This is a genomic window from Azohydromonas australica DSM 1124 (assembly GCF_000430725.1).
In the GTDB taxonomy this organism is placed as follows: domain Bacteria; phylum Pseudomonadota; class Gammaproteobacteria; order Burkholderiales; family Burkholderiaceae_C; genus Azohydromonas; species Azohydromonas australica.
The window spans coordinates 1-14,045 of sequence record NZ_AUMO01000045.1 but is presented as its reverse complement, the minus strand read 5'-3'; the positions used below and the strand labels follow the sequence as shown (position 1 = coordinate 14,045).

The window sequence follows — 14,045 nt, the reverse complement described above, 5'->3', positions numbered from 1 at the left end:
GCCCCGGGCGCAAGATCCTTGCTGACACCAGGGCGGCATGCCGCTACGGTGCCGTCAGGCGCGGCCTGATGCCGCAAGGGAGCCGCCTATGAACGCCAGCGAGGAATTCATGGCCCACGTCGGGCGCGAGCTGCAGGGCCTGCGCACCGCTGGGCTGTTCAAGCAGGAACGCGTCATCGCCGGCGCGCAGGGGCCGCGCGTCGTGCTCGCCGATGGGCGCGAGGTCCTCAACCTGTGCGCCAACAACTACCTGGGCCTCAGTGCGCATCCGCGCGTGGTGCAGGCGGCGCAGCAGGCGCTGCAGAGCCACGGCTACGGCATGAGTTCGGTGCGCTTCATCTGCGGCACGCAGGACCAGCACAAGGCGCTGGAAGCGCGGCTGTCGCGCTTCCTTGGCACCGAGGACACCATCCTCTACGCGGCGGCCTTCGACGCCAACGGCGGGCTGTTCGAGCCGCTGTTCAGCGAGGAGGACGCCATCGTCAGCGACACGCTCAACCACGCCTCCGTCATCGACGGCATCCGGCTGTGCAAGGCGCGCCGCTACCGCTACGCCCACGACGACATGGCGGACTTGGAGCGCTGCCTGATCCAGGCCCGTGCCGACGGCGCGCGCTTCGTGCTCGCCTTCACCGACGGCGTGTTCTCCATGGACGGGAGCGTGGCGCAGCTCGACCGCATGCGCGCGCTGTGCGACGCCCACGGCGCGCTGCTGGGCATCGACGACAGCCACGCCACCGGCTTCGTCGGCCCCACGGGCCGCGGCACGCACGAGCACCGCGGGCTGCTGTTAGACGGCCGGGCGCGGGTGGACCTGATCACCGGCACGCTGGGCAAGGCCCTGGGCGGCGCCTCGGGCGGCTTCACCAGCGGGCGGCGCGAGGTGATCGAGCTGCTGCGGCAGCGCTCGCGGCCCTACCTATTCTCCAACTCGCTGGCGCCGGCGATCGTGGGCGCGTCGCTGGCCGTGCTGGACCTGCTGGAGCAAAGCGCCGGGCTGCGCGAGACGCTGATGGACAACGCGCGCTGGTTCCGCGCCGCCATGGCCGAGGCCGGCTTCGAGCTCAAGCCGGGCGAGCATCCGATCGTGCCGATCATGGTTTACGACGCACCCAAGGCCCAGGCGCTGGCGACGCGGCTGCTGGAGCTGGGCGTGTACGTGGTGGGCTTCTTCTACCCGGTGGTGCCGCAGGGCCAGGCGCGCATCCGCGTGCAGCTCAGCGCCGCGCATGCGCGCGCCGACCTGGAGCAGGCGGTGGCAGCGTTCCGGCAGGCCGGGTGCGAGCTGGGGCTGGTGCGGTGACGGCGGGGCGTGGAGCAGGGGGCGGCGTGGGCGAAGCTCTGAAGATCCTGGTGGTGGGGGCCAACGGTCAGATCGGCAGCGAGCTGGTCGAGGCGCTGGTGCAGTGCCATGGGCGCGAGGCGGTGGTGTCGGCCGACCTGGCGCCCACGGGCCGTGTGCCGGGCGTGGCGCACGAGGTGCTCGACGCCACCGATGCCGCCGCGCTGGGCGAGGTGGCGCGCCGGCACGGCATCACGCAGCTCTACCTGCTGGCCGCGGCGCTGTCGGCGCGCGGCGAGCAGCACCCGACCTGGGCCTGGGACCTGAACATGAAGAGCCTGATCAACGTGCTGGAGCTGGCGCGCACGCTGCCGCTGCAGCGCGTGTTCTGGCCCAGCTCCATCGCCGCCTTCGGCGCCTCCACGCCCAAGGACGCCACGCCGCAGCACACAGTGATGGAGCCCGACACCGTCTACGGCATCTCCAAGCTCGCGGGCGAGGGCTGGTGCGCGTGGTACCACCGCCGCCACGGCGTGGACGTGCGCAGCCTGCGCTACCCCGGCCTCATCAGCTGGAAGACGCCGCCCGGCGGCGGCACGACCGACTACGCCGTGGAGATCTTCCACGCCGCGCTGGCGCAGAACCGCTACACCTGCTTCCTGCGCGAGGACCAGGCGCTGCCGATGATGTTCATGCCCGATGCCATCCGCGCCACGCTGGAGCTGATGGCGGCGCCGGCCGAAGCCATCCGCGAGCGCCGCAGCTACAACCTGGCGGGCATGAGCTTCACGCCGCGCCAGATCGCCGACGCGATCGCGCAGCGCCTGCCCGGCTTCACGCTGCACTGCGAGCCCGACTTCCGTCAGGCCATCGCCCAGAGCTGGCCGGCCTCCATCGACGACGCGCCCGCGCGCGCCGACTGGGGCTGGCAGCCGCGCTACGACCTGCAGGCCATGGTGGACGCGATGCTCTCCGCATTGCGCCCATGGTGATTGCGCGTAAGGGATTGCACTGGGCGCTGTGATATGTTGGATGCAGTTTGTTTTTCTAATTTCCTGGGGAATTTCATGAAGGTCAGCGACATCCTTCGCGTCAAGGGCAGCGCCCTCTTCACCGTCTCGCCGGACCAGTCTCTGGCCCAAGCATTGCAGACCATGGCCGAGCACGACATCGGCTCGCTGGTCGTGGTGAGCTATGGCGACGTGGTGGGCATGCTGACCTTCCGCGAAGCCATCCAGGCCGTGGTGCGCACGGGCGGCAAGCTCGAAGACGCCACGGTGCGCAGCGTGATGGACGACTTCCCGCTGAGCTGCACGCCCGAGACGCCGATGGACGAGGTGCGGCGCATGATGCTGCAGCGCCATGCGCGCTACATGCCGGTGCTGGACAAGCGCACGCTCATGGGCGTGATCTCCTTCTACGACGTGGCCAAGGCCGTGGTGGACGCGCAGGACTTCGAGAACCGCATGCTCAAGGCCTACATCCGCGACTGGCCGGCCGAGGAAGAGGGCGCCACCGCCGCGGCGCCGCTGCCGCCGGCCGCCTGATCCACGGCCAAGCGGCTGTCACAATGAGGGGCCCGCACGAGCGGGCCCTTTTTCTTTGTCCGACCGATTCACTTCGCAGCGCACCAGCATGTCCGGCAGCACCCTTGGCGAACTCTTCCGCGTCACCAACTTCGGCGAAAGCCACGGCCCGGCCATCGGCTGCGTGATCGACGGCTGCCCGCCCGGGCTCGCGCTCAGCGAGGCCGACATCCAGCCCGAGCTGGACCGCCGCCGCCCCGGCACCTCGCGCCACGTGACGCAGCGCAGCGAGGCCGACGCGGTGGAGATCCTCTCCGGCGTGTACGAGGGCCAGACCACCGGCACGCCGATCTGCCTGCTGATCCGCAACACCGACCAGCGCAGCAAGGACTACGGCAACCTGCTCGACACCTTCCGCCCCGGCCATGCCGACTACGCCTACTGGCGCAAGTACGGCGTGCGCGATCCGCGCGGCGGCGGGCGTTCCTCGGCGCGGCTGACGGCGCCCACGGTGGCTGCCGGCGCGGTGGCCAGGAAGTGGCTGCAGCACAAGTACGGCATGCGCTTCATCGGCTGGATGTCGGCGCTGGGCGCGACCGAGATCCCCTTCGAGGGCTTCGAGCACATTCCCAACAACCCCTTCTTCGCCGCCAACGCCAGCCTCATTCCCGAGCTGGAGGCGCAGATGGACCAGCTGCGCCGCGACGGCGACTCCATCGGCGCGCGCATCAGCGTCATCGCGCAGGGCGTTCCGGCCGGGCTGGGCGAGCCGCTGTTCGACCGGATCGATGCCGACATCGCCCACGCCATGATGGGCCTCAATGCCGTCAAGGGCGTGGAGATCGGCGACGGCTTCCGCAGCGTGGCGCAGCGCGGCTCCGAGCATGGCGACGAGCTCACGCCCGAAGGTTTCACCAGCAACCATGCCGGCGGTGTACTGGGTGGCGTGAGCACAGGGCAGGACCTGGTGGTGTCGCTCGCCATCAAGCCCACGAGCTCGATCCGCGTGCCGCGCGCCTCCATCGACCGCGCCGGCCAGCCGACCACGGTGCAGACCTTCGGTCGCCACGACCCCTGCGTGGGCATCCGCGCCACGCCCATCGCGGAAGCGCTGCTGGCGCTGGTGGTGATGGACCACGTGCTGCGCCACCGCGCCCAGTGCGGCGACGTGGCGCTGCCGCTGCCGCAGATCCCGGCGTCCGCGCCGCGCTGAGCGCGCCGGCAGGGCCAGGCACTTCGCCCACCGTGGCGGCACTTCGTTCCTGCGGCCCAGAATGAGAAAACCGGCCCGCGAGGGCCGGTTTTGCTTGGGAGCCGCGGCGGCTGCCGCTTCAGCGCTTCAGTGCTTGCGCGTGTTGTCGTTGAAGAGCGTGCGGCCGGCGTCGGCGACGTGGCCGGACCAGCTCAGCCAGTCGTTCCAGCCGTTGGCCGCCATCTGCGCCACCTGCCGGCCGGCTTCCTGCGCCGGCCACATCAGCGGGCTGGCGGCCATGGGGCTGAGCACATGCTCCACCTCGGCTTCGATCATCTCGGAGGAGCCGCCGAGGGCGGCCTGCAGCTTGAAGAAGTTGAGCGCCGATTCCCAGTAGGCGCTCTGCAGCCGCAGCAAGCCGTTGCCGGTGGCCTGGGCCACCTGCAGCCACTGGTCGGTGCCCAGCTCGGTGAGGCGGGTGGCGAAGCGCAGCAGGGCGTCGAAGTCGGCGCGAGCCAGGCTGGCCTGGACGCTGGCGAGGTCGCTGAGGTTGCGGGCCTCGCCAAGTTCTCCATCAAGTTGCTGCAGGCCCTGCATCACTTGGCGGCTGAGCTCGGCCTGGGCCTCGCCCAGGTGCTGCGTGCCGCTGAGCATCGCGTTGATGGCGGCCAGGTGCCAGCGCAGCTGCTCGCGGCCCACGCGCTCGCCCCAGCCGTTGATCACTTCGTCCAGCGTGGCCTCGCTGGAGGCACGGGCCTCGTTGGCGGAAGCGCCCAGGGGAGTGTTGATGGCAGCGCCGTGGGAATGTTCAAGCGTGGCTTCTGTGGCGGCAGCCAGCGGGGTGCGCGGGCTGCGAGGGGAGGTGGCGCGTTGCGGGGAAGTCGACACGTGGTTCTCTCCTTCTGTTCCCTCTAGCGGGAGCCGGACCGGGCCGTGCTTCGGCCTGCCGGGGCGGGGAGCCCGGACCATAAAGGTCACGGCCGCGGCGAACAACCCAGGTTTTCCATCTGTAACGGTAGCTGTAACAAATGCACCTTGGAAGGTGATGGCTCGCTTACATCGGGAATCAAGTGCTGCCCCGGGTCACCAGGGTGCAACCCACATCGACGCTGCTGCGAACCGCCGTCTCACCCCGCATGAGCTGCAGCAGCATGGCGGCGCCCTGGCGTCCGATCTGTTCGCGCGGCGTGCGCACGGTGGTCAGCGGCGGCAGCATCTGGTCGCTGCCGGCAAGGTCGTTGAACCCGGCCACGGCCACGCGCTGCGGCACTGGCACGCCCAGGCGCAGTGCCGCCAGCAGCCCGCCTTGCGCCAAGTCGTCGTTGCAACAGAAGAGGGCATCGGCGTCCTCGCACTGCTGCAGGGCGCGCTCGAACAGCTCCGCGCCCAGCGCCATCGACGAGCGCCGCGGATCCAGCAGCTCCAGCCCAGGGTCGTGGAGGCCCGCGCCGCGCAGCGCATCCCGGTAGCCCTGCAGCCGCTGCAGCGTGCGCGGGTCCAGTTGCGCGCCGATGAACATCACGCGCCGGCGCCCGCGCTCGATGAGGTGGCGCGTCATCGCGTAGCCCGCGGCCGTCTGAGAGAAGCCCACGCTGTGCACGCCCGGCGTGTCGGAGGTTTCCATCAGGTGCACGCAGGGCACGCCGGCCGATTCGATCAGCTGACGGCTGCCCTCGGTGCGGTCGAAGCCCGTGAGCAGCAGGCCAGCCGGACGGTGCGCCATGTAGCCGCGCAGCAGCTCTTCCTCCTCGGCCGGGTCGTAGTGCGTCACGCCGATGAGCATCTGGTAGCCCGCGGGCATCAGCGTGGCGTGGACCGCTTCCAGCAGATCGACGAACACGGTGTTGCTGAGCATGGGCACCAGCACCACCACCTGCGAGCTGCGCGCCGAGGCCAGCGCTCGGGCAGCCGGATCGGGCACGTAGCCCAACTGCTGCGCCGCTTCCTGCACCCGCGCCACCAGCGCCGGGTCCACGCTGCGCTGGCCGCGCAAGGCGCGCGAGGCGGTGATGGGGCTCACGCCGGCGGCCTGCGCCACTTCGTTCAGCGTGATGCGGCCCGTGGCCCGGCGTCTGATGGAACTCATCTCGGTAATTGCCCTGTGTCGTGATGCTTGCGCTTGTTTTAGGATAGCGCTGTCCCAGCCTTGTTGCAAAGTGTTAACTTGCTGAGGGCGAAGGGTACATGGAGCAGGAAGAGGCGGACCGGATGGTCCGTTTTTTGTGTCGCAGTGGGGTAGCGCTGTCCAATCAGGTTCACATCAATGTGGACCGTCGTGTTTCGGGAGCTGGAATGGATTCGATCGTGGTCATGGGCGTGGCGGGGTGCGGCAAGTCGAGCCTGGGCGCCGACCTGGCGCGCGCGCTGGGCCTGCCGCTGGTGGAGGGCGACGACTTCCACCCGCCGGCCAACCAGCAAAAGATGCGGGACGGCATACCGCTGACCGATGCGGACCGCGCCGGCTGGCTGGACGCGCTGGCCGGCGAGCTGGCCGCGGCGCCGGACGGCACGGTGCTGACCTGCTCGGCGCTCAAGCAGGCCTACCGTGACCGGCTGCGCGCCGCGGCGCCGGGCCTGCGCTTCGTGCACCTGGTGCTGAGCCGCGAGGAGGCCTTGCGCCGCGTGGGCGCGCGCGCCTCGCATTTCTTTCCTTCCAGCTTGGTGGACAGCCAGCTCGCGACGCTGGAGTCGCCGGCCGGCGAGCCTGGCGTGGTCGAGCTCGATGCGACGCTGCCGCCCGAGGCGCTGCGGGCAGAGGCGCTGCGCCAGCTTGGTTCCTCAGGAAAACCCTAGGACGCGAAAAAACTTGCACCTGGCTGTCATCCGGTCCGGGGGTTGCTCCGTTGTGCAGTGACCGTCCCGATGGACGCCACGACGTATCAGCCATGACGAAGCACGCCGCCCACAACCGCCCCGCCGAGCGCAAGCCTGCCGACCCGCTGTTCGAAGGGACCGACAGTGCCGACAAGGGCCGCAAGTTCGAGCCCTTCTACATCGCTCCGCTGGGACACGACCGGCGTGTCGGCGGCCGTGCCCGCCGCTTCGACCAGAAGCGCTGACAGGTTCTTGCCGGTGGTCGCCCTCTCGCGACTGCCGGTCTGAGCCAGCTCAAGGCGCCTGCCACGGCGCCGCGCGATGCTGGTCCTGCCAGGCGCCAAGCGGCCGCACTCGTGGCCCGCGCCGTGCGAAGGAGTCACCATGCAAGCTGCACCTCACACGGGCTTCACGCCCATGGACCCGGGCCGTGTCAACACGATGGACCCGGCCGAGCTGCGCTACTGGTGTGACCAACTCCATTGCACCGAAGACGAGTTGAAGGACATCGTCGACCGCGTGGGCGAGCACGTGGCCGCGGTGCGCGAGGCGCTGGAACAGCGCCTGCCGCGGCAGTAGCCGTCCTTCCTTGCAGGTCGCTGCCTTCGCGCAGCGCTCAGCACTCGACGATGTTGACCGCCAGCCCGCCGCGGGCGGTCTCCTTGTACTTGGTCAGCATGTCGGCGCCGGTCTCGCGCATGGTCTTGATGACCTTGTCCAGGCTGACGTGGTGCGTGCCGTCGCCGCGCAGCGCCATGCGCGCGGCGTTGATGGCCTTGACCGAGGCGATGGCGTTGCGCTCGATGCACGGGATCTGCACCAGCCCGCCCACGGGGTCGCAGGTCAGCCCCAGGTGGTGCTCCATCGCGATCTCGGCGGCGTTCTCCACCTGCGCCGGGCTGCCGCCCGTCACTGCGCACAGCGCGCCGGCGGCCATGGAGCAGGCCACGCCCACTTCGCCCTGGCAGCCGACCTCGGCGCCGGAAATGCTGGCGTTCTCCTTGTAGAGAATGCCGATCGCCCCGGCCGTGAGCAGGAAGTCCACCACGCCGGCGTCTGTGGAGCCCGGCACGAAGCGCCGGTAGTAATGCAGCACCGCCGGCACGATGCCGGCCGCGCCGTTGGTGGGCGCCGTCACCACGCGCCCGCCGGCCGCGTTCTCCTCGTTGACCGCCAAGGCGAACAGGTTCACCCAGTCGATCACGGCCAGCGGGTCCTGCGGGCCCGGCGTCGCCGCCTGCACCGTGAGCTGGCGCCAGAGTTCCGGCGCGCGCCGCCGCACCTTGAAGCCGCCGGGCAGCACGCCCTCAGTGCGGCAGCCGCGCGCCACGCACTGCTGCATCACGCTCCAGATGTGCATCAGCCCGGCGTCGATGTTGGCGTCGGCGCGCCAGTGGCGCTCGTTGCGCCGCATCAGCTCGGCAATGGAGATCTTTTCCCGCTCGCACAGCGCCAACAGCTCCGCGCCGCTGTGGAGGGGGTACGGCAGCACCGTGGTGTCCGGCGCGATGGCGCGGTGCCGGCTGCCGTCGGCCGCCACCTCCTCGCTGACCACGAAGCCGCCGCCCACCGAGTAGTAGGTGCGCTCGGCGAGCACCGCGTCGGCCGCGTCCAGCGCCCGCAGCGTCATGCCGTTGGCGTGGAAGGGCAGCGTCTCGGTGCGGTGGAAGCGCAGGTCCGCGGCGGCGAACCGCACCGGGTGGCTGCCGCCCAGCGGCAGCCGCTCGTCCTCGCGAAAGCGCTGCAGCAGGCCCGGCACGGCATCCACGTCCACCGTCTCCGGGTCGTGGCCGGCCAGGCCCAGCAGCACCGCCTTGTCGCTGCCGTGGCCCTTGCCGGTGGCGCCCAGCGACCCGTACAGCTCGCACTGCACGCGCGCCGTGCGCTCCAGCAAGCCTTCCTGGCGCAGCCGATCGGCAAACCGCCGCGCCGCGCGCATCGGCCCCACCGTGTGGGAGCTGCTTGGGCCGATGCCCACCCGGAACAGATCGAAGACCGACACCGCCATGCGTGTGCTCCTTCAGGCGTTGCCGGCCGCACGGCGTTTCAGTCCTCGTAGGACGCCGTGGGCGGGCAGGTGCAGAACAGGTTGCGGTCGCCGTGCACGTTGTCCACGCGCCCGACCGGCGGCCAGTACTTCTGGCGCCGCAGCGCGGCCACCGGGTAGGCGGCCTGCTCGCGGCTGTAGGCGTGAGTCCACTCGGACTTGAGCAGCATCTCGGCCGTGTGCGGCGCGTTCTTCAGCGGGTTGTCCTCGCGCGGCCAGGCGCCGGACTCGACCTGCGCGATCTCCTCGCGGATGGCGATCATCGCGTCGCAGAAGCGGTCCAGCTCCACCAGCGGCTCGCTCTCGGTGGGCTCCACCATCAGCGTGCCGGCCACGGGGAAGGACAGCGTGGGCGCGTGGAAGCCGTAGTCGATGAGCCGCTTGGCCACGTCCTCGGCCGTCACGCCGGAGCTGTCCTTGAGCGGGCGCAGGTCCAGGATGCACTCGTGCGCCACGCCGCCGCCCTGCAGGCCGTCGATCTCGCCGCTGAAGTGGATGTCGTAGTGCGCCGACAGCCGCGCCGCCACGTAGTTGGCCGACAGGATCGCCGTCTCGGTGGCGGCCGTGAGGCCGTCGGAGCCCATCATGCGGATGTACATCCAGCTGATGGGCAGCACCGCCGCGTTGCCCAGCGGCGCGGCCGACACCGGGCCCACGCCGCCTTGCACTTGCGCGCCGCCCGGCTGGCTGGGCAGGAAGGGCACGAGGTCCTCCACCACGCACACCGGGCCCACGCCGGGGCCGCCGCCGCCGTGCGGGATGCAGAAGGTCTTGTGCAGGTTCAGGTGGCTCACGTCGCCGCCGAACTCGCCCGGCGCCGCCAGACCCACCAGCGCGTTCATGTTGGCGCCGTCCACGTACACCCGGCCGCCGTGCTCGTGCACCAGGGCGCAGAGCTCCTTGACGTGCGGATCGAACACGCCGTAGGTGGAGGGGTAGGTGATCATGATCGCGCCCAGCTTGGCCGAGTGCTGCTCGCACTTGGCGCGCAGGTCCGCCAGGTCCACGTTGCCCATGGCGTCGCACTTCACCACCACCACCTTCATGTTCACCATGCCGGCGCTGGCCGGGTTGGTGCCGTGGGCGGACTCGGGGATCAGGCACACGTCACGGTGGCCCTGGCCGCGCGAGGCGTGCCAGGCCTGGATCGCCAGCAGGCCGGCGTACTCGCCCTGCGAGCCGGCGTTGGGCTGCAGGCTGATGCCGGCGTAGCCCGTGGCCTGGCACAGCCAGGCGCGCAGCTGCTCGTCCATCAGCCGGTAGCCCTCCAGCTGGTCCGCCGGCGCGAAGGGGTGCACGTGCGCGAAGCCCGGCCAGGTGATGGGGATCATCTCGCTGGTGGCGTTGAGCTTCATGGTGCAGGAGCCCAGCGGGATCATCGTGCGGTCCAGCGCCAGGTCCTTGTCCGACAGGCCGCGCAGGTAGCGCAGCATCTCGGTCTCGCTGTGGTGGCTGTTGAACACCGGGTGCGTCAGGAAGGCGCTCTCGCGCGCCAGCGCCGCGGGCAGCAGCGGGGCGCTGCGCTCCAGGTCGGCGAAGGTGGGCACGGCCTGCTCGCCGGCGAACACCTTCCACAGCGCCTGCAGCTCCTCGCGCGTGGTGGTCTCGTCCAGCGTGATGCCCAGCGAGTCGGCGCCGGCGCGGCGCAGGTTCATGCCGGCGGCTTCCGCGGCGGCCAGCAGCCCGGCGGTGCGCTCGCCGGTGAGCACGTGCAGCGTGTCGAAGGCCTCCTCGTTCGCCAGCGTCCAGCCCAGCTGCTTCAGGCCCGCGGCCAGGATCGCCGTGTAGGCCGCCACGCGGCGGGCGATGCGCTTGAGGCCTTCGGGGCCGTGGTAGACGGCGTACATGCTCGTCACCACGGCCGGCAGCACCTGCGCCGTGCAGATGTTGGACGTGGCCTTCTCGCGGCGGATGTGCTGCTCGCGCGTCTGCAGCGCCAGGCGCAGCGCCGGGGCGCCCTGCGAGTCCACGCTCACGCCCACCAGGCGGCCGGGCATGGAGCGCTTGGCCGCGTCGCGGGTGGCCATGTAGGCGGCGTGCGGGCCGCCGCAGCCCATGGGCATGCCGAAGCGCTGCGTGTTGCCCACGGCGATGTCGGCGCCCAGCTCGCCCGGCGCCTTCAGCAGCGTCAGCGCCAGCAGGTCGGCGGCGACGATGACCTGGCCGCCGCGCGCGTGCACGGCATCGGCCAGCGGTTTCAGGTCGCGCACGCGGCCGGTGACGCCGGGGTACTGGAACAGCGCGGCGAAGCAGTCGTGCTCGCCGGCGGACTCGGCCGGGCCGGTGACGATCTCGATGCCCAGCGGCTGCGCGCGGGTGCGCATGACCTGCAGCGTCTGCGGCAGCACGTCGTCGGCGACGAAGCAGCGCGTGCTCTTGCTCTTGCCCACGCGCATGGCCAGCGTCATGGCCTCGGCGGCGGCGGTCGCCTCGTCCAGCATGGACGCGTTCGCGATGTCCATGCCCGTGAGGTCCGTGAGCATGGTCTGGAAGTTCAGCAGCGCCTCCATGCGGCCCTGCGAGATCTCGGCCTGGTAGGGCGTGTAGGCGGTGTACCAGGCGGGGTTCTCCAGCACGTTGCGCAGGATGACCGTGGGCGTGAGCGTGCCGTGGTAGCCCTGGCCGATGAAGCTCTTCAGAACGCGGTTGCGCGAGGCGATCTCGCGCAGCTCCAGCAGCGCCTGGGCCTCGGTGGCCGGCGCGGGCAGCGCCATCGGCTTGCTGCGCGCGATGTTGCGCGGCATCACCGCCTCCACCAGCGCGCGGCGCGAGGCGGCGCCGATGGCCGACAGCATCTGCGCCTGCTCATGCGGCTCCGGGCCGATGTGGCGGGAAACGAATTCGGACCTGTTCTCGAGTTCGGCCAGCGACGGGAAGGATTCAGGCATGGTGAGGAGGCGGCAAGAGAGGGTGTGCGGCGCAGGCCAGGAGCGCCTGCCGGAGACTTGGGGGGCTTGGGAGGGGCGCGGCAATCGACTTGCCGCGCCGGCGGCACGGGCGCTCGCGGCCCGTGCCGGGGGGCATCACGACTCGGACTTCAGCAGCACGTCGTAGGCCGGGCCGTCCATGAGCTCGTCGAACTCGGCCATGTTGGTGATGCGCACCTTGAAGAACCAGCCTTCGCCCATCGGGTCGGAGTTGGCCAGGTCGGGCTGGTCGCGCAGCGCCTCGTTGACCTCCACCACCTCGCCGCTGACGGGCATGTAGATGTCGGCGGCGGCCTTGACGGACTCCACCACGCCTGCCACCTCGCCCTTGGCGTAGGTCTTGCCCACCTCGGGCAGATCGACGAACACCACGTCGCCCAGCGCGTCCTGCGCGTGCTGCGTGATCCCGACCACGGCGGCATCGTGGTCCTCGATGTTGATCCACTCGTGTTCGGGCGTGTACTTGGTGGTCATGGGCAGGTCTCCTGGGCGGACGGCGCGCTGCGGGCGCCGGGTTGAGAAACGAAGAGGATGTTGCGTGACGGGCGCCGGCGGCGGGTGCCGCGGCCGGCGCCGCGCGGGAGTCGTCAGCCGCGGTGGTAGCGGTGCGGCGTGAAGGGCATGGCCACCACGCGCATGGGCTGCGGCTTCAGGCGCACTTCGGCGCTGAGGTCCGCGCCCGGCACGGCGTGCGCCGTGTCCACGTAGCCCATGGCGATGGGCTTGGCGAGCTGCGGCGACATCGTGCCGCTGGTGACCTTGCCCACGCGCTGGCCCTGCGCGTCCAGCACCGGCGCGCCCTCGCGCACCGGGGCGCGCTCCAGGCCGAGCAGGCCCACGCGCTTGCGCGGCGCGCCGTTGGCCAGCTGGGCCTCGATGGCCGCGCTGCCCGGATAGCCGCCGGCGCGCGCGCCGCCCGGGCGGCGCACCTTCTGGATGGCCCAGGTCAGCGCCGCTTCCACGGGCGTGGTGTCCTCGTCGATGTCGTGGCCGTAGAGGCACAGGCCCGCTTCCAGGCGCAGCGTGTCGCGCGCGCCCAGGCCGGCGGGCTTCACTTCGGGCAGCGCGAGCAGCGCCTTGGCCAGGGCCTCGGCGGCCTCGGCCGGCACGGAGATCTCGAAGCCGTCCTCGCCGGTGTAGCCGCTGCGGCTGACGAAGCACTCGGCGCCGGCCAGCGTGAAGGTGCCGGTGCCCATGAAGGTCAGCGCCGCCACGCCGGCGTCCAGCTGCGCCAGCGCCTGCACCGCCAGCGGGCCCTGCAGCGCCAGCAGCGCGCGCTCGGGCATGGAGATCACCTGGCAGCGGTGGCCGATCTGGGTGCGCATCAGCTGCAGGTCGTGGTCCTTGCGGCTGGCGTTGATGACCATGAACAGGTCGTCCGGACGGCGCGCGACCATCAGGTCATCCAGGATGCCGCCGGCGGTGTTGGTGAAGAAGCCGTAGCGCTGCTTGCCCACGGGCAGGTCCGCCACGTCCACCGGCACCAGCGACTCCAGCGCCAGCGCCGCGTCCTGGCCCACCAGGCGCACCTGGCCCATGTGCGAGACGTCGAAGAGGGCCGCCGCCTCACGGCAGTGCCGGTGCTCGGCCAGGATGCCGCCGGGGTAGCTCACCGGCATCTCGTAGCCGGCGAAGGGCACCATGCGCGCGCCCAGCTCCAGGTGCAGCGCGTGCAGCGGCGTGCGCTGCAGGGCAGGGGTGGACGAGGCGTCGGCGGGCGAGGAGGCGGTCGGAGCGGTCATGGCAGGTCTCCCAAGGGCGGGCGGCCACCGGTGAAGGTGGAGCTTGTGTGCCCCCGCTGTCCGCTTTACCTGAGAGATTGGCGAGGGCCCCTGACTTGAGGATGCCACTGCGCTTGCCCCTTCGGTGGACTGCAAAAACCCGTGACGGGTGCAGCCTCTCTCCAGTGAGGTGTCGTCCTTGGAAGGACGCTTGCCAGTCCTTTTGCCTGAGCGTTCGGAGCCGAGCCCCTGCGCCTTCGGCGGCCCCACGTTCAAGGGGGCTCTCTCCTGGCGGGCGGCAGTGTAGCAGCCGCGCCCCGGGCTTCCGCCCGGTCCCGCCCGGGATGTCGCAAAAGAAACAACAGTCGTCGCCGAGAGACAAGTCTTCCTGCGCAAGACCCGCTAGCCGGCGGCTGCCGGCGCCGGGCTCACATGCCGCCGTAGTTGGGCCCGCCGCCGCCTTCGGGCGTGACCCAGACGATGTTCTGCGTCGGGTCCTTGATGTCGCAGGTCTTGCAGTGCACGCAGTTCTGGGC

At 70.9% G+C, this 14,045-nt stretch carries 14 protein-coding genes and 2 riboswitches; of the genes, 7 read left to right on the top strand and 7 right to left on the bottom strand.

All coding sequences use genetic code 11. The features are described from left to right. The first annotated feature begins 88 nt into the window (after positions 1-88). The 4 genes from kbl to aroC all read left to right on the top strand — a co-directional run bounded on the left by kbl (position 89) and on the right by aroC (position 4,021). A complete protein-coding gene (gene kbl / locus H537_RS0108100) occupies positions 89-1,303 on the top strand; it encodes a glycine C-acetyltransferase (protein ID WP_028997500.1) in 1,215 nt (404 codons plus the stop codon). Positions 1,304-1,329: 26 nt separating this feature from the next. After that, a complete protein-coding gene (locus H537_RS0108095) occupies positions 1,330-2,274 on the top strand; it encodes an NAD-dependent epimerase/dehydratase family protein (RefSeq protein ID WP_028997499.1) in 945 nt (314 codons plus the stop codon). Positions 2,275-2,349: 75 nt separating this feature from the next. Further along, positions 2,350-2,829, top strand: coding sequence for a CBS domain-containing protein (locus tag H537_RS0108090; RefSeq protein WP_028997498.1), 480 nt, complete (start codon positions 2,350-2,352; stop codon positions 2,827-2,829). Between the two features lie 88 nt (positions 2,830-2,917). Continuing rightward, the gene (gene aroC / locus H537_RS0108085; RefSeq protein WP_028997497.1) at positions 2,918-4,021 is read left to right on the top strand and encodes a chorismate synthase; all 1,104 of its coding nucleotides are present in this window, start codon (positions 2,918-2,920) and stop codon (positions 4,019-4,021) included. Positions 4,022-4,147: 126 nt separating this feature from the next. Here aroC and H537_RS0108080 read toward each other — a convergent pair whose 3' ends face one another. Then, positions 4,148-4,888, bottom strand: a complete 741-nt coding sequence (locus H537_RS0108080; protein WP_028997496.1) for a phasin family protein — start codon at positions 4,886-4,888, stop codon at positions 4,148-4,150. Positions 4,889-5,066: 178 nt separating this feature from the next. Further along, positions 5,067-6,086, bottom strand: coding sequence for an HTH-type transcriptional regulator GntR (gene gntR, locus H537_RS0108075; protein ID WP_028997495.1), 1,020 nt, complete (start codon positions 6,084-6,086; stop codon positions 5,067-5,069). Positions 6,087-6,292: 206 nt separating this feature from the next. Between gntR and H537_RS0108070 the strand changes: the two genes are divergently transcribed. From H537_RS0108070 to H537_RS0108060, 3 genes are all read left to right on the top strand, one after another. Then, positions 6,293-6,793, top strand: a complete 501-nt coding sequence (locus tag H537_RS0108070) for a gluconokinase (protein WP_028997494.1) — start codon at positions 6,293-6,295, stop codon at positions 6,791-6,793. A gap of 92 nt (positions 6,794-6,885) precedes the next feature. Beyond that, a complete protein-coding gene (locus H537_RS52465; RefSeq protein ID WP_156901540.1) occupies positions 6,886-7,059 on the top strand; it encodes a hypothetical protein in 174 nt (57 codons plus the stop codon). A gap of 139 nt (positions 7,060-7,198) precedes the next feature. Continuing rightward, on the top strand, positions 7,199-7,393 hold the full coding sequence (locus H537_RS0108060; RefSeq protein ID WP_028997493.1) for a DUF3606 domain-containing protein: 195 nt from the start codon (positions 7,199-7,201) through the stop codon (positions 7,391-7,393). 37 nt (positions 7,394-7,430) lie between these two features. On the opposite strand, the gene H537_RS0108055 is transcribed toward H537_RS0108060, so the two are convergent. From H537_RS0108055 to H537_RS50745, 5 genes are all read right to left on the bottom strand, one after another. Next, on the bottom strand, positions 7,431-8,822 hold the full coding sequence (locus H537_RS0108055) for an L-serine ammonia-lyase (protein ID WP_028997492.1): 1,392 nt from the start codon (positions 8,820-8,822) through the stop codon (positions 7,431-7,433). Positions 8,823-8,860: 38 nt separating this feature from the next. Continuing rightward, entirely contained in the window at positions 8,861-11,749 is a 2,889-nt protein-coding gene (gcvP, locus tag H537_RS0108050; protein ID WP_028997491.1) for an aminomethyl-transferring glycine dehydrogenase, read from the bottom strand. A 135-nt stretch (positions 11,750-11,884) separates the two neighbouring features. Beyond that, positions 11,885-12,262, bottom strand: a complete 378-nt coding sequence (gene gcvH, locus H537_RS0108045) for a glycine cleavage system protein GcvH (protein WP_028997490.1) — start codon at positions 12,260-12,262, stop codon at positions 11,885-11,887. Positions 12,263-12,375: 113 nt separating this feature from the next. Next, complete coding sequence (gcvT, locus tag H537_RS0108040) at positions 12,376-13,530, bottom strand: glycine cleavage system aminomethyltransferase GcvT (RefSeq protein ID WP_051242168.1); 1,155 nt, start codon at positions 13,528-13,530, stop codon at positions 12,376-12,378. 46 nt (positions 13,531-13,576) lie between these two features. Beyond that, a riboswitch (glycine riboswitch) is annotated at positions 13,577-13,705 on the bottom strand. Between the two features lie 9 nt (positions 13,706-13,714). Continuing rightward, positions 13,715-13,810, bottom strand: a riboswitch (glycine riboswitch). A 127-nt stretch (positions 13,811-13,937) separates the two neighbouring features. Further along, the coding region (locus H537_RS50745; protein WP_156901538.1) for a 4Fe-4S dicluster domain-containing protein at positions 13,938-14,045 on the bottom strand (108 nt) is incomplete at its 5' end.